The sequence below is a fragment of the Metabacillus sp. RB-C-LZQ-3-1 genome (assembly GCF_058315175.1).
This window is the reverse complement of record NZ_JBZFLI010000002.1, coordinates 92,546-116,927: the sequence shown is the minus strand read 5'-3', so window position 1 is coordinate 116,927 and position 24,382 is coordinate 92,546. Positions and strand designations below refer to the sequence as shown.

15 protein-coding genes and 1 pseudogene are annotated in these 24,382 nt (G+C 33.8%); 4 read left to right on the top strand and 12 right to left on the bottom strand.

Annotated features, from left to right (window positions below; genetic code table 11):
- Positions 1 to 42: 42 nt before the first annotated feature.
- Positions 43 to 2,031 (bottom strand): YjhG/YagF family D-xylonate dehydratase, encoded by a 1,989-nt coding sequence (locus tag AC4GZ8_RS03910; protein WP_491080514.1) that lies wholly within the window; start codon positions 2,029 to 2,031, stop codon positions 43 to 45.
- Between the two features lie 613 nt (positions 2,032 to 2,644).
- Between AC4GZ8_RS03910 and AC4GZ8_RS03905 the strand changes: the two genes are divergently transcribed.
- On the top strand, positions 2,645 to 3,628 hold the full coding sequence (locus AC4GZ8_RS03905; RefSeq protein WP_491080513.1) for an acyltransferase: 984 nt from the start codon (positions 2,645 to 2,647) through the stop codon (positions 3,626 to 3,628).
- Between the two features lie 736 nt (positions 3,629 to 4,364).
- Here AC4GZ8_RS03905 and AC4GZ8_RS03900 read toward each other — a convergent pair.
- Entirely contained in the window at positions 4,365 to 4,760 is a 396-nt protein-coding gene (locus AC4GZ8_RS03900) for a VOC family protein (protein ID WP_491080512.1), read from the bottom strand.
- 54 nt (positions 4,761 to 4,814) lie between these two features.
- On the bottom strand, positions 4,815 to 5,360 hold the full coding sequence (locus AC4GZ8_RS03895) for a GNAT family N-acetyltransferase (RefSeq protein WP_491080849.1): 546 nt from the start codon (positions 5,358 to 5,360) through the stop codon (positions 4,815 to 4,817).
- A 507-nt stretch (positions 5,361 to 5,867) separates the two neighbouring features.
- Here AC4GZ8_RS03895 and AC4GZ8_RS03890 point away from each other — a divergent pair.
- The 3 genes from AC4GZ8_RS03890 to AC4GZ8_RS03880 are packed head-to-tail and all read left to right on the top strand — an operon-like array spanning position 5,868 to position 9,519.
- Positions 5,868 to 6,959, top strand: coding sequence for an endospore germination permease (locus AC4GZ8_RS03890; protein ID WP_491080511.1), 1,092 nt, complete (start codon positions 5,868 to 5,870; stop codon positions 6,957 to 6,959).
- Complete coding sequence (locus AC4GZ8_RS03885; protein ID WP_491080510.1) at positions 6,940 to 8,397, top strand: spore germination protein; 1,458 nt, start codon at positions 6,940 to 6,942, stop codon at positions 8,395 to 8,397. Before AC4GZ8_RS03890 ends, AC4GZ8_RS03885 begins: the two co-directional genes overlap by 20 nt.
- A gap of 3 nt (positions 8,398 to 8,400) precedes the next feature.
- Positions 8,401 to 9,519, top strand: a complete 1,119-nt coding sequence (locus AC4GZ8_RS03880; RefSeq protein WP_491080509.1) for a Ger(x)C family spore germination protein — start codon at positions 8,401 to 8,403, stop codon at positions 9,517 to 9,519.
- A gap of 245 nt (positions 9,520 to 9,764) precedes the next feature.
- On the opposite strand, the pseudogene AC4GZ8_RS03875 reads toward AC4GZ8_RS03880, so the two are convergent.
- The 9 genes and pseudogenes from AC4GZ8_RS03875 to AC4GZ8_RS03835 form a co-directional block, all read right to left on the bottom strand.
- Positions 9,765 to 10,043: pseudogene (locus AC4GZ8_RS03875) on the bottom strand (CBO0543 family protein); the annotation flags it as partial.
- Between the two features lie 293 nt (positions 10,044 to 10,336).
- Complete coding sequence (locus AC4GZ8_RS03870) at positions 10,337 to 10,900, bottom strand: CBO0543 family protein (protein ID WP_491080508.1); 564 nt, start codon at positions 10,898 to 10,900, stop codon at positions 10,337 to 10,339.
- Between the two features lie 523 nt (positions 10,901 to 11,423).
- Entirely contained in the window at positions 11,424 to 12,446 is a 1,023-nt protein-coding gene (locus AC4GZ8_RS03865) for a DUF3231 family protein (protein WP_491080507.1), read from the bottom strand.
- A gap of 1,671 nt (positions 12,447 to 14,117) precedes the next feature.
- Positions 14,118 to 16,013 carry a DNA mismatch repair endonuclease MutL gene (gene mutL, locus AC4GZ8_RS03860; RefSeq protein WP_491080506.1) on the bottom strand — a complete coding sequence of 632 codons (1,896 nt, stop codon included), beginning with the start codon at positions 16,011 to 16,013 and terminating at the stop codon, positions 14,118 to 14,120.
- A gap of 32 nt (positions 16,014 to 16,045) precedes the next feature.
- Positions 16,046 to 18,640, bottom strand: a complete 2,595-nt coding sequence (mutS, locus tag AC4GZ8_RS03855; RefSeq protein WP_491080505.1) for a DNA mismatch repair protein MutS — start codon at positions 18,638 to 18,640, stop codon at positions 16,046 to 16,048.
- A 154-nt stretch (positions 18,641 to 18,794) separates the two neighbouring features.
- Positions 18,795 to 19,340, bottom strand: coding sequence for an outer spore coat protein CotE (gene cotE, locus AC4GZ8_RS03850; RefSeq protein WP_491080504.1), 546 nt, complete (start codon positions 19,338 to 19,340; stop codon positions 18,795 to 18,797).
- Between the two features lie 489 nt (positions 19,341 to 19,829).
- Complete coding sequence (gene ricA / locus AC4GZ8_RS03845; protein ID WP_491080503.1) at positions 19,830 to 20,264, bottom strand: regulatory iron-sulfur-containing complex subunit RicA; 435 nt, start codon at positions 20,262 to 20,264, stop codon at positions 19,830 to 19,832.
- A 1-nt stretch (position 20,265) separates the two neighbouring features.
- A complete protein-coding gene (miaB, locus tag AC4GZ8_RS03840; RefSeq protein WP_491080502.1) occupies positions 20,266 to 21,792 on the bottom strand; it encodes a tRNA (N6-isopentenyl adenosine(37)-C2)-methylthiotransferase MiaB in 1,527 nt (508 codons plus the stop codon).
- A gap of 327 nt (positions 21,793 to 22,119) precedes the next feature.
- Positions 22,120 to 24,279: a DNA topoisomerase III gene (locus AC4GZ8_RS03835; RefSeq protein ID WP_491080501.1), complete on the bottom strand. Its 2,160-nt coding sequence runs from the start codon at positions 24,277 to 24,279 to the stop codon at positions 22,120 to 22,122.
- Between the last annotated feature and the right edge of the window lie 103 nt (positions 24,280 to 24,382).

The window sequence follows — 24,382 nt, the reverse complement described above, 5'->3', positions numbered from 1 at the left end:
CTAAACAAGAAATAAACCATTTTAAATCAACTTTACCCATTTTTATTTTAATATTTTCCCCTTATCAAGAGCCTTCTTTCCAGCCTCTAACACCCTAATAATTTCATCTACATCATAGATATTTCCTTTCCATGTACCTCCACTAACAGCCTGTAATGCTGCCCATAAACGGGTATCATCTGGTAGCTCAGGATCAGGTTTTAAGTCTTCATGTGGAGCTCTCTTAGCTAAAATAGCTGCCCCCTCTTCAGGTGTATACACTTTTTCACCCTCTCCAATAAACTGGATGCTGCCTTCTAAATTATTTCGGTCAATAATGATTTCGATTTTATCACCTGTTTTTAATTTACCGATCGGACCGCCTGCTAGAGCTTCCGGTCCTACGTGTCCGATACAAGCTCCTGTTGAAACGCCAGAAAATCTAGCATCAGTAATCAGAGAGACATATTTTCCAAAAGGTAAATATTTCAATGCAGATGTTAGTTGATAGGTTTCTTCCATTCCTGACCCGGATGGACCACGACCTATTACAACCATAATATCTCCAGCGACAATATCTCCTTTTTTGATAGCTGTAATAGCTGCCTTTTCAGATGTGTATACCTTAGCAACTCCAGTATGTCTGTAAACGCCATCATCATCAACGACAGATGGATCAATTGCTGTTGACTTAATAACCGAGCCTTCAGGTGCAATATTCCCGGTAGGAAACGTAACTGTAGATGTTAAACCACGAGCTTTTGCACGGCTAGGATTCATGATCACATCTTCAGCATCAATTCCCTCTGAAGATTTTAGTTGTTTTTTGATGAAATCTCTTCGCTCAGATTGTTCCCACCAGTCTAAAACCGTTTCTAGCTTCTCGCCTGTGACAGTTAAGACTGACTGGTCTAATAACCCTAATTTACGAAGATGTAACATAACCTCAGGTACACCACCAGCCATGAAAGCCCTTACCGTAGGATGTGGGACAGGTCCATTAGGTAAAACACTTACGAGCCTTGGAACTTCTCTGTTTATTTGATTCCAATCTTGTACATTTGGAATTCTTAATTTAGCTGCATGTGCAATTGCTGGAATATGTAGTAATAGATTGGTAGAGCCTCCAAATGCAGCATGAACCACCATAGCATTTTGGATGGACGAATCTGTTAATATATCTTTCATTTTCAGTCGGTTTGCTTCCAAAGAAATTACAGCTCGAGCCGATTGGCGTGCCATTTCTTCCCAGATTGGTTGCCCTGATGGAGCAAGTGCCGAGTGTGGTAATGACATCCCTAAAGCTTCTGCTATAACTTGTGATGTAGCTGCAGTTCCAAGAAATTGGCAGCCACCACCTGGTGTGGCACACGCTCTACAGCCTAAATCTGCGGCATCTTCTAGTGAAAGCTCTTTTTGTGCATAACGAGCTCCAATAGATTGAATTTTAGCGGCATCTTCCCCATTTGTAGGAGGAAGTGTTACCCCTCCTGGAACAATAATACATGGCAATTCATGCATTGAGGCTAATGCAAGCATTGTAGCCGGTAAGCCTTTGTCACATGTTGCTACTCCAATTACCCCTTTACGAGTCGGTAAAGATCGTATTAATCTCCGATACACAATTGCAGCGTCATTTCGATAAGGAAGGGAATCAAACATACCTGTTGTTCCCTGTGATCTTCCGTCACATGGATCACTTACAAACCCCGCAAACGGGACTCCACCGCGACTTGTTATTTCTTGAGCAGCTGCTTTCATTAGTAATCCAACTTCCCAGTGACCAGTATGGTAACCTAATGCGATTGGCTGGCCATCTTCTCCACGTATGCCACCTTGAGTACTTAATATAAGAAATTGCTTTCCTAATAATTCACTTGCTTTCCATCCCATCCCAACATTTTGCGATAATCCAAATAAATCTCCACTTGGTGCATTTAATAGCATTTCTGAAGTAAGAGGAAGAGAACCAGAGGGACCAGGTGCGTGAAACTGTACCTGGAATAACTCCTCGTTTTCTTCTCCCATAATATAGGACAATCGGTCACTCATTTTCTTCAGCTCCTTGTCTTCTATTTTAAAAAAGTAAATAGATATTTTTTGTTAAGTTTTTACAAATACCGTAATACACTAATCTGAGAATTATCAATTTTCCCCCTGTCTCCAACCTGAAAAATAGATACACATAGGAATGAGTTAAAGTATAGATGTCTCATTTGTATCACTCTAACAATAAAACGCTTACAAAATAACAAAGGACTATTAGATCATATTGTGCAAGCAGCTATCACCCACTTAATTTATCCTCTAAACTAATGATACGCTTCTAAATCCGAATCTTCAATGCAACAATCGAAATTTTGCGATTTTTCTTTCGACTTAATTCGTCAATTCTTTATGAATGAATAACGACTACTTCAACTTAGAAGTGATCATTTTTAATCTTCAATGATAAAAAAGAACTTGTGCGGTACTGATCTTTTAAACAACTTTATTGTTTAAAAAAATGCCCTCCAAAAGAATAGGCTTATTTTTTTAAATGAAATTGATTGTCGTAATGAAAGTGTAACAAAACGTAATTGTACTATAAAATTATGGTTATATTAGTATGATAGATTTTCAATGTTGAAAATATTAGTACACTCTCATTATTAGGAGGATATATATGTATTTTTACATTGAAAAACTTAGAGGCTGGGCGATAATGGCTGTTGTAATGATTCATGTTTCTGCGAACCTGTTATATTTAGATCCTGCAAATTCTTATTGGATAATTGGTCATTTTTTTGATAGCTTGAGTCGCTGGTGTGTTCCAGTATTTATTATGATTAGTGGTGCGCTTTTGTTAAGAAAAGAAGAACCATTTATGAGCTTTTATAAAAAAAGGTTATCCAAAATAATAATCCCTTTTTTATTTTGGATTGTATTTTATTTATTTTGGGGGAGTTATACTAGTAATCAACCGCTTTCCATTACTAGTAGTATTAAAACCATCTATACAGGACCTGTATATTATCATTTATGGTATTTATATATGCTGATCGGACTTTATCTTTTTACCCCTTTTATTAGGAGATTTGTCCAAAATGCAACGAATAAAGAATTACTTTTATTTATTGTATTTTCTTTTTCTTTTGATACCATCACTTCATTAATCAAAGAATACCTTGGTCTCACAACAATGCTTGAGGTACAATATTTTATCGGATACATTGGATTTTATTTATTAGGTTATTATCTAAGTTTTAAAATACATACTTTAAAACAAAGGAAAATTTTTTATACATTAGGTTTATTAGGACTTGTATTAACTCTTTTTGGAACTTGGATTTTAAGTAATATGAATGGCGAATTAGATTCATGGTTTTATAGGTACCTTTCACCGTCTACGGTAATGATTTCAATAATGATATTCATTTTTGCAAAGCATAACATGAATAATAAAGATTCAAATATCTTAACGAAATACATTTCTAAATACAGTTTTGGAATATATTTAGTACATCCATTTTTCTTAGACATTTTACCTGTTAATGCAAAATGGGTTCATCCTTTCGTTGGAATTCCGCTCACTTGGCTACTATGTATGTTAGTGTCATTGTTTTTTTGTCTTTTAATATCTAGATTAAAATGGATAAGAATCATTTGATAAAACGGCTCTCTCTTAGGTGGACAAAAGCATAAGAAAAGCCCTCTAAAGAGGACTTAGCGTTTCCTATTTTTATACTTAATCTTGTCTACTAATTCAATATAAGAATTCAACAAAATAATAGGCCAAAAAAAGATTGTTAGAATTGCCTTAAATCGATTAATTTTCCTAAATTTATAAAGTGAAAAGGCTAACCCGATCATCACATAAAAAATTAGTTCCATTAATATGACAATTCCCTCCTTTTTCAGCATTATATTCAGTATTTTTTGATTTGTTAATAAAAAATTTTATCTGATTAGTTGTTAAAATTGCTATCCATATATTTGAATTACATTCCATATTTAATCATTCTCGAATTGTTCATAAAGAGAGTGTAAATTGCAGTGCCATTGCAAAAAAAGAAGGTAAACACCGTGATATATAAACGGTTTTACCTTCTAATAAATTACATCACATGTTTAATTCTCCACTTTCGTGAACATTCATTCCGTTTCATTTTTAAATTTTTTCTTCATTACAATACTGATGCATTAATTAAATTATACTATATAAATGCATAGTCGTCTAATTCATACCCATGTGTTCTTGTCTCTATTAATTAATCCTTTATATAAAAAGAGATCTTCAAATCTTCAATTGAAGATCTCTTTCTTGCTGCCTATTCCATTAAAGCGCCCGTTAACGGCAGATTGTCTCCAATACCTTTTTTAGATCCCAGGAACGGCCTTATAGCTTACGGTGCTACAAACTCCACTTTTATTCTGTCAGGATCTTCAAAGTAAACGGCATAATGGTCTTCACCCCCAGCAAATGGATGTCTATCTGTATAAAGAATATTAATCCCCTTACCATTTAATTTTTTTGTCATTTCATCTACGTGTTGACGCGAATCTGCGCAAAATGCTAAATGATTAAGACCGACTCGACACCTATGATATGAGATATCCAGAAATCTTTCCTCAGTCTGTACAAAGACAATATAGGTATGTCCTAATTTCCAACTTTGTCCACCATCCCATTTCTGAAAGGAATTATATCCTAAGTCTTCAAGGAACCATTTCCAAAATTCCACTGACCTTTTTAAATCCGAGACGTTTATCTCAATATGGTGAAGTAATCCCTTGGACAAAACGCAAACCTCCTTTATGTTCCGTAGTGACCGATTCCAGTGGAGTACATTCCCTTAATTATTAAACCTTCCCATTAAAATGGTATTATAGTAATTCCCGTCAGATAGAACTTTGTCCTTTTTTAAAATACCTTCCACTTCAAACCCATATTTTTCATATAGCTTTATAGCTTTGTCATTGGTTTCAAGTACACTTAAGTTCATTTTTTTAATTCCATTTGAGTCAGCCCAATGAATAGATTCTTTTAAAAGGTTTTTTCCTATCCTATATCCCCAATATTCTTTTAAGACACAGACTCCAAAATCTACTTTATGAGAAAACCTTTTCAGTTTGTTCCCTTCACATCTGGAAAAACCTACAATCCTCTCATTAACTTCAACAACTAAAAACAAGTTACTAGTACTTTCTGTATCATCTTTTATTATTTGTTTAAAACCAGATTCATCTATGTATGCCTCGCCCTTTTCTCTATCTAAATTTTCTGTTTCGCCATCAATCTGTAGTCTTATTTCAGACAAATTTTTCGCATCCTCTTCTATTGCAGACCTTACAATATAACGTAAGTCATTAATAAAAAATTCTTTTGGATTAACCCTTATCACAATTCCCTCCCATCATTCACACTGCACAATCTCGTACGAATGTACAAAGTGCTTTTCTTGTTAAACTATCCTCTTAAACTCATAAACAATTATTTCAAAGATCCCTGACTTGAGCAATCGCTTTGTTCCAAAATATGGCCCGGTTGCCGAACAATACAAAAATAGTTCACATAATGCCTTTTATCTAAATTAAAGCGATTAAGAAACACATACCTCTATTACATTTAGGACAAAATATCTTTATCAAATTCAGGAGGTACTCATGTTTAAGAAAAAGATATTTTCTACATACACATTATTTCTTTTAATCATTGTTGCAATCACTTCGGAGACAAATGCATTAAACTAGCTTGCTTATCTGAAAATTTAGTCACAAGGTTGTTTTTTACCATTTAATGATATTTAAATCCCGACAGAGATTAAGCAATTTTTTACAAAAAGCTAATAATTTACATATTCAAGGCTAAAATATGTAATAATTAGCAATTTTTAAGGTGGTTTTCAATGAACCAAAAGATGATTCAAGCTGTTCATATTTACATTTTACTAATTATGTCTACAGGATTCATGGTACATGTTCTAATAATCCCAGCCATATTATCAACCTCTAATAGGGATGCCTGGTTAAGTGTCATTTTTAGTACGATACCTTTTATTTTCTGGATTCTGCTTGTTTTTTATATTTATAAAAAATTAAAAACTCGTGATGATGTTCTCTCTTTACTTAAACGAAAATTATTTCCATCCTGGGTTATTATTATATTTTCAATTGTATTCGGGACTTATTTTCTAATTTCAGCCTTTATTACTCTTAAATATACTTTTTTTTGGGCAAATGCCAATTATACTTTCGAGGTCCCTAATTTTATCATTGTATTGTTATTCGCTCTAATTAGCTTTTATGCATCTTTAAAAGGTATACGTACGATAAGTACAATCGCATTTCTAGTGCTTCCTATTGTTTCATTTTTTGGATTTTTGGTAGGTATTGGAAATTCACCAAATAAAAATTATGAATTGTTGTTTCCTATATTTGAGAATGGTTACAAAGATTTTATTCAAGGGTTGGTTCATACTTGTTCCGGATTGTTTGAAATTATCTTTCTTTTATTTTTAACGTCCTATATTAAAGATAGACTAAAGGTAAAATGGCTTATTATAGTTGGGATCATTCTTGTGTTTTTAATCTTAGGTCCACTAGTAGGGGCCATCTCAGAATTTGGTCCGGAAGAAGCAGCAAAATTGAGGAATCCAGCTTATGAGCAGTGGAAGTTGTTAACTATTGGCGTTCATATTACTCGTCTCGATTTTCTTTCGATCTTCCAATGGCTTTCCGGAGCGTTTGTTCGGATAAGCTTATCCTTATTTATTGCCGAAAAAATCTTTATGTTTAACCAAAAGATAAAATGGATTCTTCCTATTCTTTATCTACTATTAATCATTGGTGCATGTATTCCTTGGAATGCAACCTCATTTTTTTACTTTTTGCAACATTATTTTTTCCCTATTAGCCTTATTTTTCAAATTTGCACTATGCTGATTTTATTACTAATTATACATTTAAAAGGTGATAATCATGAAGAAAGTTCAAGCTGATAAAAAAGTCATTATCTTAGACCAAATGAAAAATTGGTTTGAAGGTTCTTCCGATATCGTTATAAAAACAAGATCCTACCATGATCATAAACTGGATTTTTTATATTGCCCTCATTCAGTGGATATAAAATTTATTAATGACGTTGTTTTTCCTGTCATTAATGATGTATTAGAAAAGAACGGCCACTTAAATTTTGAATTGTTAAATAATGTCCTAGAGGTCAGTAAACTTAAAGATTTAAATAACGTTAAAGCAGAGATTGAGGAAAAACTATTTTCAGGTGAATTACTCATTATAAGCCATCATTTAAATGATCTTTTTTTTATAACTGTTACTAACCTTCCAAAAAGAAGTCCCGAAGAATCCAATATGGAATCCTCCATTAGGGGACCGAGAGATGGATTGGTAGAAAACATATCGGATAATATGGCATTAATCCGTCAGAGGTTAAAAACGACTTCATTAAAAAGTATTGAATATACAATCGGCGAAAGAAGCCGAACGAAAATCTTATTACTCTATATTGATGATATTATGAACCCTTCCATTCTAGAAGATGTCAAAAAGCGATTGGATTCCATAAAGGTAGACATTGTCGTTAGCAGTTACGAAATTGAGGAGTTCCTATATGACAATACCTTCACTTTATTTCCTTTAATGGAGAGTTCAGGTAGACCTGACTTTGCTGTTCAATCTTTAACACAAGGAAGATTTGTAATCTTAGTGGATGGAAATCCTACATGCTTGATAGGACCCACAAATTTTAATCAAATATTATTTTCACCTGAAGACTTGCAGGAAAGTTTTTTTTTCATAAGTATGGTTCGGATTCTTCGGTTAATGGCCATATTTACGACGATATTTTTACCTGGATTTTATATTTCATTAGTAACCTTCCAACCAGATCAAATTCCTTATTCACTTGTCGCAACAATATCTGCTTCTAGAATTGGCTTACCTTTATCTGCTCCTGCGGAAGTCTTTATGATGCTTATTTTATTTGAATTATTTAAAGAAGCCGGGGTACGCCTCCCCAAAGCCGTTGGGCAGACTGTTGCTGTTTTGGGCGGATTATTTATTGGTGATGCCGCTATTCGGGCTGGTCTAACATCCCCTGCTTGTTTAGTGATTGTTTCAATAACAGTGATATCGGGTTATATACTTATTAATCAAAACATGTCAGGTAATATCGTAATTTTACGATTCCTTGTTTTCACATTATCATCCCTATTTGGCTTGTATGGCTTCTTTATTTCCTTTTTTTTAATCATAACATCCGTAGTTTCAGCAGAAAGCTTTGGACAACCATATTTGTCGTATTTATCTAGACCCAATACAACAGATATCGTAAAAAATATTCTGAGGCTTCCTTATCGATTTATGAAAAAGAGAAATCAAGCATATCAACCTATAGATAGCGATAGTCAAAAGGAGTAATTTATGAAAAAGATTTTACTGATAATTATGATAAGCAGTCCATTCTTTTTCCTGTCTGGTTGCTGGGGTACAAAAGAAATTCAAAGCCAAACTTATATTACGGGTGTAGGGTTGGATTACTCTGAAGGAGAATTTATAGTCTATATTCAAGCATTGAATTTTGCCAATATCGCGAAGCAAGAAGGGGCTTCTGCTTTAATGGAAGCCCCCCCTATTTTAATTGGAGAAGCTAAGGGAAAAACGATACAGGCAGCTTTAAGCAAATTAGAACAAAAGTCAGCATTACCTCATTACTACGGACATGTTGAAACCATTCTATTAAGTGAAAATGTCATAAAAGAGCAAATGAAGTCCGTCATCGAATTTATTGGACAAAACTCCTTACTGAGATACAACATATGGCTTTTTGGTACTGAACAGGATATTAAAGAAATTTTAACAAGTGAGAGCTTTTTTAATTTTTCATCTTTATATACAATCATCCATGATCCCAAAACCTTAACTAACAACAATTACTTCATTCCGATTGAAAAGTATAATAAATTTATCTCGACATACTACCAGCCAGTTGGTTCTCAGATCATTCCTTCATTAGAAGTGAAAAAGACTAATTACTCAGAGGATGAAAAAAAGAAAAATATTGCTGTTGTTACGGGTGGATTTGTCCTTTCACAGAAACAATACAAGGGATGGGTCAATAAAAAAGACCTAGTTGGCTTAAAATGGTTATCTAATAAAGCTACTAATATCCCACTCTTTCTCTTTGAAGAAAAAGTCAGTGTAATCATAAAGAAACCTAAAATAATGATCAAAGTAGTAAATGGGTATAAACCTTCTTATCACTTAATTGTACATGCCAATGCGGTATTGACCCAAAATGAGAAAGATATAAGTATAGATAAAATAAAAAAAGAATTAGAAATAAAAATTAAAAATGAACTATTAAAGACAATGGATAAAAGTGAAGAAATAAAAGCAGATCTTTTAAATATCAGTGAGAACACTTATAGATATCATCTGAAAAAATGGGATGAAAGTGCAATTAATTCGATTGATAAAGGATCTTTAGAACACATAGAAGTAAGGATTCAGATTGAACAAAATATAAATTATAAACATTAAAATAGTTTATTTAAAACATGAAAAATTTAATTGTTTTGCTTACTTAACAAAATAAATAGCCGTCCCTATATTACTTCTAATACAGCTATCCAGGTCTTTGCCCAATATTATTCGACCTTGAACAATCTGGACCAATTGCTGAACAAGATCCAGCTATTAGATAAGCATGAAAAAGGGTCTTCAATCGAAGATCCCTTTTTACTCATGTCTGTTAATTAATTTCATAAGGATACGGATAAACATCATTAGAAAAAAGATACTGGTAAACGTATGTGTTCATGTCCAAGATGATATTCAATTAAATCAGTATACCTTTCCAAAAGAACCTCAATGAACGTCAAAACAGATGTATACAATGTACATTTCATAATGCTAGGATATCTTGAATAATAAGCTGTCCGATAAAAGTAAATACAGACTACTGGAAGTAAAAAATATTTATAAAGAAGGCTAGAGGTGAAATACTTGCTTAAAAAGCTTATTGGATATTCGATCATTTTTTCTTCTACAACAAGAACACCAAAAAACCCTGAGAAATAAAGAGGTCAATAAAAAAATTAAAATCCAATCTTTACTATTAGAAATCTGTCATTTTCAAATTTATTCTTCAAGAATTTTGCTTGATTGCTGAACAAGCTCCAGCTATGTTATCGTCATAAAAAAGATTCTTAGAACGAAGATCCTATTTTACTGATTGTTCAATTAAAGCGTCCTATTGTAGAATAACAAAAACGTATTCTTTTTAAGAATGATCATACTTTATTTTTTAAAAGACCTTCCTATTACTTCGAAAAGTATCCACAAAATATTCATTGCCTTATCTTTGTTTTAATTCCTCAAAATTTTTGCCTGTTACAAGAAAATAACCAATTAGAAATATTAAAAAATGGATAGGAAATGAAAACAGATGGTTCCATTTTATTAATTGATAAAATCCTAGCCATTCAAAAAAAGGTTCACCTATTAGTGTGCAAAAAAATGAGTAGAAAATGGCTTTTAAAATAGGAGAAATATTTGGTTTTATTTGCATAAAAATAAGAAAAGTAATGGGAAGAAGACATAAATCCCAAGGTACGAAAGATGGCAAGAACGGCAGCGGTTCATATCGGTAATCCCAATAGCCCAATTCTGCTCCAAAAGAATCCAAGGACATCGAAATAAACATGATAAAAAATGCCCCGTATAACAAACGATGCGTAGATTCCTTTTTTCTATATTTCCACCATAAAATCCAGGGAATGATCGAAAGTAAGACACAAAACCACCATTGCCAAGATAAAAACACATATTCAAACCAAATATCATGATCTTTTTGATTAGCCTGAACTAAAGCCGTATATACATCATCTATTTTTTTTACAGGTTCTTTTGGAAGAATCATTATCTCGTTCCTTTTTAAGAGATCCTTTAATCGTCACCATATCAAAGAATTATTTTTTCCAAATTCGTGGTAATTATTCTCCAACCATTGCTGAAAAAACTATGTCTTATTAAGTGTTTCATAAGATTTTTTTAATAAAGGACATTAAATCTTATCTCATAAATTTCCAGTCAACATAATTCTTAACTAACAGAAGTTTCCTATTCCCCACTCTGGGAGCTAAGGGAACTAAACTTGTAAAAAAATATTGTTTATGCGCACTCAACCGACCTGTTGACTGCATTCAAAGTGGAGTTTTATGTAACCTCTTATCAATTTAATGGCCTGATTGCTGAACAAGAACCAGATATATTATTGACAAAAAAAAAGGATCTTCATCCGAAGATCCCTATTATACTGCTTGTTCAATTAAAGCGCTCGTTTTGTTGAAGACGTTATTGAAGTATTGAACCCTTTAGTAAAACTACATCGTTTTACAGGAGCTAAGCCTGGCGCCTGGCAGTAATACTTCAAATTATTGCATTTAATCTTTTACATGATCCCCTTTTATTTTACTTAGTTCATCCCGATTCACCATACTTGGTGGTTGTTCCATCCATCCCTTATCAATCATTAAATTCGCAATGTCCTCAGCAAATAATAATAGTCCTCCTAAAATTTTTAGATAATAGGCTCCTAAATCACGCCTTGAACTTACTCCTAAGCTTGTTCCATAAAAACCAACACCGCGATTAAGCAAGGTTGATATATGAAACATCATAAGCTTGTCAGAAAAAACCGGGACTGTTGAATCAGTTACCATAGTATCCCACGTTTCAGAGGAAGGGAGGTCACTAGCGTGTAAGATAGTATCAAAACCTTTAATATGATTAGAAGCTAAATCCTTTCCTCTTAACATACATTCAATAACTTCTTTATCCTTCGCAACTTGACTAAACCCAATAAAAGTAACTTTAGCCAAAGCATTTCTCTGATAATTTGCAAATAAAGTTGCAATTTCTAATGTATTTAATGGTCTACGTTCTCCAAACCATCCAGCCATAAAGTTATGTTTGTGCACAAATTCAACCTTGCTTGGTATAGGAATATAAGGAGCTCGAATAAACAATCCCTTGGATAACAATACTTCCTTTGTTCTATTTAAAAGTTCCTTAGATTCATTAACACATTCAGAGAAATATTGGATAACATCCTTATTAGCTGCTAACATCAATGAAAGACTATATGAATCTAGACCTACACCACTCCATTGATGTAAATAGTATAAATAATAATTATCTGTAAATAATTGCGGTCCGGACAAATCCACATCTTCTTCTGTAAATCCATATGGGATAGGATAATTATGATCTTGAAAAATAACGGTTAGTTCTTGAATATGTTTTTGTGATAGCTCTAAAGCGAATTCTATCAATTCACGCACTACCGAATCTTCTGCCGTTTTTTTAAAATATGACAGCATACAAACTGACATAGTATCATTCATGTAATTAGACCATAATTGTGAAATTTCAGCTGAAGTTAGTTTTGGGTTATTATCTACCAACTTTTATACCTCCACCTTATTGGTTTGCTAATTTATCAGGGTCTTCTTAAAGTGGGGGTTCTTCCAACCACCCATTATCAATCATAATATTCCGTCTTCAGTGAATTTTGCAGTTTCAGCAGATAAACGCATGAAATATAAAACCAAGTCTTTTCTTGGATTAGTCCATAAAATCCAATTCATAAGGAAATTAACGCCTTATCATAAACATCATAAGTTTATCAAAATGGCGCTACTTTACTTTCTCTTTTTCTCATTAAAAATTTGATAACTCAAGAGGTGAGTTTTTTTACTCATCATAATTTCCTATTAAAAAGGACAACTTCAATGGCAACATATTTTTTAAAATCAACTTGTACTTTTTACTTTTTCGAATAAGTATTGGATTCCATATAGTATGTACGCTTTGTAATGTATATATAAAAAGAATTGAAAATAGTTTAACCGATTTAAACGAACAATTCTAATTCTTTTAAGAAAAGGCATGAAGAGAAAAGCAAAGAATCCATTAGCAACAACATTAATTAACACAAACTTTTTAAAATCCCCATACGAAAATTTAAGTATCCACATAGAAAGAGGCATGTAAGGACCAATATCAAAAGGAAGTTCATCCCTACTAAATGATTTAGGCTTATCATAAAACTCCCACCACTTCCTCTTATGTCCATACAAATGATTTAAAATTTCAAAGATACTAATAATAAAACTAGATACTGAATAACGTTTTAAACTATGCTTTCCTATAAAAAACATCGAAAACCAGGGAATTAGTATCAAAAACAAATTTAAAACTTTGTGCCTCTTTGAAGTCATAAGTAATTCCACCTCGATTTATAGATTCCATTTTCAGTGTATCCAAATATATAAACAATCTTCCATGCTCTGATCCAATAATTAATTAAAGAAATTAATAAAGACACATTTCTTATTCCAGAAATGTGTCTGATTGTTGAAGATCGTTATTGTAGTAATGCACCAATTGAAGAACAGTTAAAACATCATTTTTGTTTAGAATATAGAGGGTATCCTAACTACCTTATCAAAAAAATAATTAATTATAATTCTTTAATATTTAATCTACCTTATTGTACTTTCTTTTGCCGTTATCATCTATGGGTATCAATTTCTGATGGTACGAGTGGTGAGCAAATCCCAACAAACTAGAGAAAGAACAGATCAATATTACATGGGAACAGGAGGATAAGTAATTATGCCACATTCCTTTTTTTAACTAAACTTCATGTTAGTTCATACAAGAAGGATAAAAAGTATGTTGCTAAACATAAATTATGTTAAACACAATAAAAAGAAGATCTCCAAAATCATTTTTTAACAAAAAAAGAATTTTTGTTGACCACTCATTATACTACATTAGCAGGTGTTAAAAGAGTACGATTCCATGAACTAAGACATACACATATTACAATTTTGTTAGAGATTGGTGAAAGTCCTAAGTTTGTATCAGATTGATTAGCTATGCTAATGTGTCAATTACTTTGGATAAGTATAGTCATGTTACACCAAATTTACAGGTTACAATCAGCAGAAAATTTCTAAAAGGCGTTAATGAAATTGAGCTCAGAGCAATGAATGTGGTAGAAATGTGGTCAAATCAAATACAAATAAGGGTTAAACCCTTATATTTCAAGAGTTTAACCCTCATAGAAATTACATCACACGCTTAAACATCTTCTCCATCTCATATGTCGAATAATGGATAATAATAGGACGGCCATGTGGACATGTAAATGGATCAGATGATTTTCTTAGCGCCTCTAATAAAGCGAAAATTTCATCATTTCGTAGGTGATGGTTTGCTTTAATTGATGCTTTGCAGCTCATCATGATCGCCGCTTCTTCTCTAAGCTTTTTTATTTCCACCTTTTTTTCATCGAGCACCTGTTGAATGATTTCCTCGATTGTGGATGCTTCATCACCTTTGGGGAACCATTGTGGATGTGAACGAACAATATAACTATTACGACCAAATGGTTCTAGGAATATCCCAACGCTTGCTAATGTATCTAAGTGTGCTTCAATGATCATTGCTTCATCATTCGAATACTCAAAAGTTAAAGGAACTAAAAGCTCCTGTACCTCCGATTGAACTTGACCGACTTTTTCACGATAAAATTCATACTTTATTCGTTCTTGTGCAGCATGTTGATCAATGATAAAAAGACCTTGATCATTTTGAGCTAAAATATATGTTCCGTGCATTTGACCAATTGGGTATAAAGGTGGAACACGATCTTCTTGCTCTATAACTTCTTCCATTTCTTCAATATGTGGAGTTTCACCTTGTATTGGCTCAATTTCCGGTACTTGTTGAACATATTCAAGATCGTCTGATGGTGATTCCATATTAAGATCTATTTCATTTTCAGCCAAACCGTGAAGGGATTCTTCATCAGGTTGAGTTTTGATTGCTTCCTTTACATATGAGCTCTGAACAGGTTCGAAATATGTCGGAGTTTTTTTAGTCACTGCTTCTGCATGATGCTCAAATATAAATTGTTGCTGTTCTTCAGATGGTTTAACTGTTTTTGTTTTTGGATCTTCCACAGACGGTATAAGCTGTTGCTGTCTAAAAACATCCTTTATTCCATTCGTAATCAATTCATTTAATTCGGCTTCTTTACTAAGACGAACTTCTAGCTTTGATGGATGCACATTGACATCTACTAACAATGGATCCATATTTATTTCTAAAAAGACAATGGGAAAACGTCCAATCGGCAGTAAAGTATGGTACCCCTGTTGGATCGCCTTCACTAAAGGATAATTTTTGATAAAACGACCATTAATAATGGTTGAAATATAATTTCGAGAAGCTCGTGTCAGTTCTGGTAATGCTAAATAACCATTAACTTCAAAATCTAAAGATTCTAACGATAGTTTTTTCATTTTTTTTGCTATGGAAAGCCCATATATGGACGCTAATACTTGTCGAACATCTCCGTTACCTGTTGTATGAAGGAGCTTCTTACCGTTATGAACTAATCGAATGGAAACCTCTGGATGTGCAAGGGCAATTCGATTGACAATGTCCGTTATATTTCCAAGCTCTGTGTGAACTGTTTTCATATATTTTAAACGTGCTGGTGTATTGAAAAATAGGTTTCTTACGGTGATGTCTGTGCCTTTTCTGCTGGAGGTCGATTCGTGCTTTTCAATTTTTCCAGCCGATAAAATAAGATGTGTACCTGCACCTTCCCCTGTGCTTGTCTTCATTTCTAATATGGATACAGAGGCGATACTGGGTAAAGCCTCACCTCTGAATCCTAATGTCCTGATACGAAATAAATCATTTTCATCTTTTATTTTACTTGTGGCATGCCGGTGAAAAGCATTAAGGCAATCATCTGGTTCAATTCCATCCCCATTATCAACAATCCGTATTTTACTCAAGCCGGCTTCTTCTACATCTATTTCAACAACTGTACTATTTGCATCAATTGCATTTTCCAATAATTCTTTGACAACTGATGCTGGTCGCTCTACTACTTCTCCAGCTGCAATTTTGTTTGAAAGCATATCGTCAAGACGTATTATCTTCCCCATGATTTCACCGCCTTATGATAGTGTGTCTAATCCTATTTTACTTTTTTCTGTAATTGGTAAAGTTCATTCATTGCATCAAGAGGTGTCATTTCTAGCAGATTGATTGTTTTTAATAGTTCGAGAACAGTCTTTTCTTTTTTAGTCAGAACCGGCTCTTTTACTTGAACAGGTTGTTCATCAGGAAATAGAGAAAGTTGTGAATCTTTATAAGCATCTTCTTTTACAATTGATTCCTTTTTACGAGTTGGTATTGTATCTATACGGTCTTCCTCTAATTCAGCTAATATTTCCTTTGCACGCTGGATAAGCGGACTTGGAAGCTCAGCAAGCTCTGCGACATGAATACCATAGCTTTTATCTGCTGCACCCTCTTCAATTTTGTGTAAAAACACAACTTTACCATTTTCTTCAATTGCTTTTACGTGAATATTTTTTAATGAGCTCAGTTGTGTTTCAAGAATCGTCAGCTCATGATAATGAGTTGAGAATAATGTTTTTGCTCCAATATGTTCGTGAATATATTCAATAATTGCTTGAGCAAGCGCCATTCCATCATAGGTGGAAGTACCTCTCCCAATCTCATCAAAAAGGATTAAGCTTTGCGATGTAGCATGAGCAATTGCATTTTTCGCTTCAAGCATTTCCACCATAAAGGTACTTTGACCAGAAATGAGGTCATCTGCAGCTCCAATTCTTGTAAAAATTTGGTCGAAAATCGGGAGGACGGCCTCAGAAGCTGGTACATAACAACCAATTTGCGCTAAAATCGCAGTTAATGCAACTTGACGCATATACGTACTTTTACCAGACATATTTGGGCCTGTAATAAGCAGCATTTGACGATCTTGACCGAAATAACAATCATTTGCTACATATTCCTGAGAATCCATCACTTTTTCAACAACAGGATGACGGCCATCTTTTATAAAAAGCTCATTATTTTTCGAAAACATCGGCTTACAATAATGACGGTGTTCACTAACTGTTGCAAAGCATTGTAAAACATCCAGCTCACTTAATCGTTTAGCTAATTCTTGTAATCTAGGAATATATTGTTTAATTTTCTCTCGAATTTCAACAAATATTTGATATTCTAGCTCAACAATTTTCTCTTCAGCCTCTAAAATAAGTGATTCTTTTTCTTTAAGGGCTGGAGTGATAAATCGCTCAGCATTTGATAAGGTTTGTTTTCTTTCGTACATGCCTTCTTCTAATAAGTGAAGATTTGCTCTTGTCACCTCGATATAATAACCGAATACTTTGTTATAGCCTATTTTCAAGGACTTTATTCCAGTTTTTTGACGTTCTTGCTGCTCCAATTGAGCAATCCACGTTTTTCCATTACGACTTGCATCTCGATACTGATCTAATTGCTGATCATATCCATCCTTAATAATATTCCCTTCTTTAATTGAAAGAGGCGGGTGATCAATGATGCTATCTTCAAGCAGGTTTGCTAAATCAGTACATGCATCAAGTTTTCTTGAAGCGAAATGCTCATTTTGTAATCCCGAACAAAGATCGGCTATTGCTGGAACTTGTTGCAAGGATTTTTTTAATTGTATTAAATCCCTTGCATTTACATTTCCAAATGCTACTCTTCCTGCTAATCGTTCTAGGTCATATACCTCTTTTAGCAACTCTCTTAGATCTTCTCTCTCAAAATAATTTTCAATTAATGTTTCGACCATCATCAATCGGTCTTCTATTTGGTTACGATTAACGAGAGGCTTGTCTACCCACTGTTTTAACAATCTGCCTCCCATCGCTGTTTTCGTTTCATCAAGAAGCCAAAGTAAGGAGCCTTTTTTTCCTTTTGAACGTATAGTTTCAGTTAGTTCGAGATTTCGTTTTGAAAACAAATCAATTTTCATTGCATCTTGAAGATAATATACTTTTACGTTTTGTAAGTGATCAAGACTTCGCTTCTGGGTTCGCTCTAGATATGTTAAAAGTTTCGCAAAAGCAGTAACAAGGCGTTCATCACGAACGTCCTGAATCAATGGTTTAAAATTGTCTGGAATAATGGATTCAGACTGGTAGGACAATGTTGCTTGACAGCGGTCAACTAATTGTTTTTTCCAATCTTCTCGAAGATCATTTGAAATCACCACTTCTTTTGCACCTACGGAATAAATCTCATTAAGCAGGTCTTCAAAGCTGGCGCAAAGTGCTACAAGATTTTCTCCTGTTGTTAAATCACTTAGTGCTAAACCAAATAAAGAGTCGAAAACAGTAATTGAAGCAATATAGTTATTTTCCTTGTCTTGAATACCTTTTCCATCCATTACTGTTCCGGGTGTAATCAGTTGTACTACTTCCCTTCTCACGACACCCTTGGCTTGTTTTGGATCTTCTGTTTGCTCACAAATTGCCACTTTATATCCTTTTGAAATAAGCTGTTCTATATAGTTAGGTGCAGAATGATAAGGAACTCCACACATCGGAATTCTTTCCTCTCCCCCACCGTCACGACTTGTTAATGTAATTTCAAGTTCTTGAGATGCAGAGATTGCATCCTGGAAGAACATTTCATAGAAATCTCCTAAACGAAAAAATAAAAAGGCATCTTCATAATCTGCCTTAATCTTTAAATATTGCTGTATCATCGGCGTATAAGTAGCCATGTTAAACCCCCAATACCACTGTTAACGTACTTTTTTCATACAGTCCATTATAACATAAATCGACAAATTGCAGTGGGATTAACTAATAGGGAAATTTACGCAGCACAAAAATCTTTAATAAAATACAAAAAACTAGGAGGTCGCTCCCCCCTAGTTATTCTTCTACATCTCCAACTATAAACTCCGGATTTAAATCTTCAAACTCATCATCTAATTCTTCTTCCCAATCATCATCATTATCATCGCAGCCTTCCGGATTTACACGAACACATACTTTAGTTTCGCCAATGACTTCCGCAAGATGCTCACGCTCTGCTTGAACGATAATCTTGTTTCCATTCGGTGAAATAGTTACTTCTAGGCAGTTTGGTTGTTGAAGTGCTTTACAGATAACTTCATGTTCGTCGTCAAGAAAATTGTCATCTTTATATCTCAATTTAATGACATCTACATATTTAACGCGTTCTGTTACAACTTCTGTCTTTGTATTTTCGTTGTAAGAATACCATACGTTAATATCATAAGTACCTTCTACTTCAACTGTTCTGCCATTTTTTTGAGCATCATAATTATGGTTTATAATCCAACCACCTAAAATGCTCGCTGGTTTTTGTGATGGTGCAATCGTATGTGTGCATTGAGTAAATTTACGTCCTTTTGCAACAACAGCTTTCGTAATGATTTCTCTGTATTCAGACATTCGAGCATACCCTCCTCAATAAATCTTCATTTAATCCTATGCTAGGCTAATAACAGATGTGCTAAGTAATTAAATGAATTCATGACATGTTACGCCAATACATGTAACGTATAGTACATTGTATGCTAGATTTACAGAATATGTGCCTAAAAATAAAAAAAGGTGCATGTGTAAAAAGAAAAATAATGGCCTATTTTTATTGTTGTTTGACACAGAAAATTGCCTTTATTAATTAAAAAGGCTTTTCAGAAGAATGTATGAGAAATGAATAAAACTTATGCCTATTTTTGAATACAAAGTACAAAAGCGCAAGCGACTTGAACAGCCTAGCTCAAGTCGCTTGCAGCCTAAAACCGCAGTGTTCTGTGCTTCGAAGCTGGATGCCGGGCGCTTATTCACAGTACAAGAATTTTATAATTTCCTAGACCAAAAAAGGGATTCGAATAGTCCCTTCGAATCCCTAAAAAGCTGCAATTATTTTTATGATAATTAAGAACAACTACTACCAGGAGAATTTCTTAGTTTAGATCCTGTTTCCCCTTGTAATAAGTCCCCGCCAGTTGACGTGATGATTTCATTCGTAACTTTATTTGAAATCGTATGTGAAACTAACTGAAGCAAATCATTTACTTCGATCTGAGATTCTTTAAATTCTTGAATGATTGGAATCTCATCTAATTCGTTTTGAATTTTATCAATTTTAGCCTCAACTTGTTTTAGTGCTTCGTGTTTTCCATAATGTTGGAAGTTAACAGCTTGTTTTTGCAGGCTTTTAATACTTGCAATCATTTCACGAACCTTTTGATTTTCATTTAACTGTGCTTCTGCACGTTTAAAGAAATCTACTTCCTTTGATTCAGAAATCATTTTTGCTAGTTCACGTGCTTTTGCTACGATATCGTCTTTTGTATAAGTTGTTGTCATCTTATTTCACCTCAACCGCTTCTTCTACCATTTCTCCATCTAATGTCCAAGTTTTTGCTTTTGTGATTTTTACTTTGACAATTTTCCCGATTGCTGACTTTGGTGCTCTGAAGTTTACTAGCTTACTTTTCTCAGTGTAACCTGCTAGAACATCAGGATTATTTTTACTTTCCCCTTCTACTAAAACGTCAACAATTTGACCCTCATAAGCTTTTAATTTCTTAGCAGAAATCTCATTAACAACCGCGTTTAGGCGTTGAAGACGTTCCTTCTTCACTTCCATAGGTACATTATCCTTCATTTTTGCTGCAGGTGTACCTTCTCGCGGAGAGTAGATGAATGTGTAGGCACTATCAAATTCTACCTCGCGATATAGAGAAAGAGTTTCTTCAAATTGCTCTTCTGTTTCATTAGGGAAACCTACAATAATATCTGTCGTTAAAGATGCATTAGGCATTGCTTCCTTGATTTTATGAACAAGCTCTAAATAGCTTTCACGTGTATATTTACGAGCCATAATTTTTAAGACGTCTGAACTTCCTGATTGAACAGGTAAGTGGATATGATCTAAAAGGTTTCCACCTTTTGCCAAGACTTCAATTAGGTGATCATCAAAGTCACGAGGATGGCTTGTTGTAAAACGAATTCTTGGAATATCAATTTTACGAATTTCATCCATTAAATCGCCTAATCCATATTCAATATCGTCGAAATCTTTTCCATATGCGTTAACATTTTGACCTAGAAGTGTAATTTCCTGATACCCTTGAGCTGCTAAATGACGCACCTCTTGAATGATTTCTTCAGGACGACGGCTACGTTCTTTTCCACGTGTATAAGGAACGATACAATACGTGCAGAATTTATCACAGCCATACATAATATTAACCCATGCTTTAATATTTCCTTTACGAACCTTCGGAAGATTTTCAATAACATCTCCCTCTTTTGACCAAACTTCAACAACCATTTCTTTCGAAAGATATGCTTCATTTAAAATATGTGGCAAACGGTGAATATTGTGAGTACCAAAAATCATGTCCACAAATGGATGTACCTTTAGAATACGGTTTACAACAGATTCTTCTTGGGACATACAACCACAAACACCTAATAATAAATCTGGACGTTCTTTTTTCAATGCTTTTAAGTGACCTAGCTCACCGAATACTTTGTTTTCTGCATTTTCACGAATTGCACATGTATTAAGCAAAATGACATTTGCATCCTCTACACCATCAGTTGGCTCATAACCAAGGGCCATGAAGATTCCCGCCATTACCTCTGTATCATGCTCATTCATTTGACAGCCATATGTGCGAATATAGAATTTACGGCCTTGTCCCATTCCTTTAAATTCTTCAGGAATAGAGAAACCATCATACTTGACTTCTTCCTTCCCACGCTTCTTAGCATCTTTTAAGGAAGGCGGCATATATACAGATTGGAAATACTGGCTGTAGTCCTTGTCGGATTTTTTGTCCGAAGGAGTTACTTGCGTGCTTTCCTTACGTTGTTGTTCATTCATTGTGTCATTCTCCTTTCAATCTGTTTTTTCACAGACATCCATCTCTTACAAATTCATAATTAATTTTTTCTATTAGAAAAATTGTACGAGTATGTTTAATCATAAGACGTACAACATAAAAGTATATCGATTATCTAGTAAGAAAACAATCCTCAACACATACTGACTTAAATTTTACACGTTTTCATTAAAAAAGGCTAATATTGTTTTATGGAAATTTTTAAGGTATGTCCTTAGATTCCTATAATATAATTATGTAAACTTAAATTCTATGAAAGCCTTCAAATATGTTTCAAAGGCTTTCACTAATTCGATTAAAAACCAATTCTACAAATTATTAGTATTAACTTCGAACAGAAAACTTATTTTTCCAGATTTCCATTCAAGTTTGGCATCAAATGTTTTTTCTCCCTTTTTAAAACCTTTAATTACATTTGTTTGCCCTTCTTTTAAAAGCTTTTGTGCATTAGTTTGAGAGATTTTCTTTCCAAGTATTTTTTTAGAAATAGTAAATTTACATTGATTTGTTTTGTAATTTGTACATCCGTAAAATTCGCCTTTGTCGACAACATCTCCATCACATACCATACAATTCCCAACCTTTTTTCCAATCGTAAATCTTGAAGAAGTTCGTTGAATTGATTCAACCTTTAAACCATCAAAATTCCAAGAGGATGAAACAGCCATAGCATCTGACACAATTTTAGATGACAGTTTTTTCGTTTGTTCCATAAATACAGAAGGTGACGCTAGCCCTTCACCAATTTCTGAAAGTCTCTGTTCCCATTTGGCCGTCATTTCTGGCGAAGCTAAAATTTGATCTCCAATTGCTTTGATTAAAACTTTTGCCTTGTCTGTTGCATAAACCTGGTTTTTCTTAATCTCAATATATTTTCGATCTTTAAGCATGGTTATAATACCTGCTCTTGTTGCTTCTGTTCCTAGGCCTTCTACTTTACTTAATACTTTTTCAAGCTCATCATTATCTAAATATTTTCCTGCTGTTTTCATCAAGGTGATTAATTGACCTTCTGTGTAACGTTTAGGTGGTTGTGTTTTTCCTTCTTTTGTATCAATTTTGTCTACCACTCCGCTATCATTTTTTTGAAGATTAGGAAGTAGCTCATCTTTTTCTTTGTCATTCTGGAAAATAACTTTACGCCAGCCTTCTTGAATTTGTTGTTTTCCTTTTGTTATAAATTCAGCGCGACCATCAACTAGTGTGATGAGAGTGGAATAATCAAAAATCGACTGGTCATAGTGTGCAGCGATTAATCTACGAACAATCATATCGTATATTTTTTGTTCATCTGCTGATAGCTTCTTAGGATCTCGTACTTGTTCAGTTGGTATAATTGCATAGTGATCTGTCACCTTTTTTTCATTTACATAACGTGAATTGTTTAAAATTGATTGTTTAGGCAGTGGAAAAAGATCACTGTATTCATCAAAACCACTTAGCTTTTGTAGAATGCCTGGAAATTGCTCTGCCTCACCTTTGGTTACATACGTTGAATCACTTCTCGGGTATGAAACGATTCCTTTTTGATATAAAGACTGAACAATATCTAACGTTTTCTTAGGAGAAAATTTAAACGCCTTGTTAGCAGTTGCCTGTAGTGATGACAAATTAAATAAAAGTGGCGGCTGATACTCTTTACGTTCGGTTTTTAAATCCTGAATCGTAGCTTTCTTTCCTGTACAAAATGCTGCAATCTTATTAGCAAGTTCTTGATCCATGATACGAGTCTGCTGATCTTTATGCCATTTCCCTTTGTACTTTTTCCCGTTTATCTTAAAGGTTGCGATAATTTCCCAAAATGGCTCTGGTTTAAAGTCATCGATCTCTCTCTCTCTTTTTACAATAAGAGCAAGAGTAGGTGTTTGAACACGCCCTGCTGAGAACACGTCATTCATTCCATGATCTTTTAATAAAAGAGAGTATACTCTTGATGCATTCATACCGACTAACCAATCAGCACATGCCCGAGAATAAGCTTCAAAAAATAAATTTTTTGTTTTTTCTCCATCTAATAATTGTTTAAAGCCTTCGTATATTGATGCAGGTGTTAATGATGAAATCCATAATCTTTTAATAGGTTTTTTGACCCCTGATAGCTGAATAATATTTCGAATAATTAATTCACCTTCACGACCAGCATCACCTGCATGTATAATTTCTGTAACTGCTGGATTTGTAAGAAGCTGCTTGATAGTATAAAACTGTTTTGCTTTTGATTTTGTGACCTCGTATTGAAACTTATCCGGTATAATCGGCAGCATTGAGATAGACCATTTTTTCCATTCTGATTTATATGCTTCTGGTGAACTTAATTGTGTTAAGTGTCCAATTGCCCATGTACAATAAGCTCCATCTGGAAAAAGCTCATTAGGTTTAATTTCAAAATACCCATCGCGTTTTATTCGTTGAAATTGCCCACAAAGGGTTGAAGCTTGATCAGGCTTTTCAGCAATAATTATTTTCATGACTTTCCTACACCTACTAATTTACAATTCTTTTTTTCTAGTTTACTCTATCTTTTATAATAAGAAAAATAACTGAAACTTAATTTTACATGATGTTATCGAT

Coding starts and splice junctions, on each gene's coding strand:
- AC4GZ8_RS03910 (WP_491080514.1), bottom strand. CDS start 2,031: ATGAGTGACCGATTGTCCTATATTATGGGAGAAGAAAACGAGGAGTTA.
- AC4GZ8_RS03905 (WP_491080513.1), top strand. CDS start 2,645: ATGTATTTTTACATTGAAAAACTTAGAGGCTGGGCGATAATGGCTGTT.
- AC4GZ8_RS03890 (WP_491080511.1), top strand. CDS start 5,868: ATGAACCAAAAGATGATTCAAGCTGTTCATATTTACATTTTACTAATT.
- AC4GZ8_RS03885 (WP_491080510.1), top strand. CDS start 6,940: ATGAAGAAAGTTCAAGCTGATAAAAAAGTCATTATCTTAGACCAAATG.
- AC4GZ8_RS03880 (WP_491080509.1), top strand. CDS start 8,401: ATGAAAAAGATTTTACTGATAATTATGATAAGCAGTCCATTCTTTTTC.
- AC4GZ8_RS03870 (WP_491080508.1), bottom strand. CDS start 10,900: ATGATTCTTCCAAAAGAACCTGTAAAAAAAATAGATGATGTATATACG.
- mutL (WP_491080506.1), bottom strand. CDS start 16,013: ATGGGGAAGATAATACGTCTTGACGATATGCTTTCAAACAAAATTGCA.
- mutS (WP_491080505.1), bottom strand. CDS start 18,640: ATGGCTACTTATACGCCGATGATACAGCAATATTTAAAGATTAAGGCA.
- cotE (WP_491080504.1), bottom strand. CDS start 19,340: ATGTCTGAATACAGAGAAATCATTACGAAAGCTGTTGTTGCAAAAGGA.
- ricA (WP_491080503.1), bottom strand. CDS start 20,264: ATGACAACAACTTATACAAAAGACGATATCGTAGCAAAAGCACGTGAA.
- miaB (WP_491080502.1), bottom strand. CDS start 21,792: ATGAATGAACAACAACGTAAGGAAAGCACGCAAGTAACTCCTTCGGAC.
- AC4GZ8_RS03835 (WP_491080501.1), bottom strand. CDS start 24,279: ATGAAAATAATTATTGCTGAAAAGCCTGATCAAGCTTCAACCCTTTGT.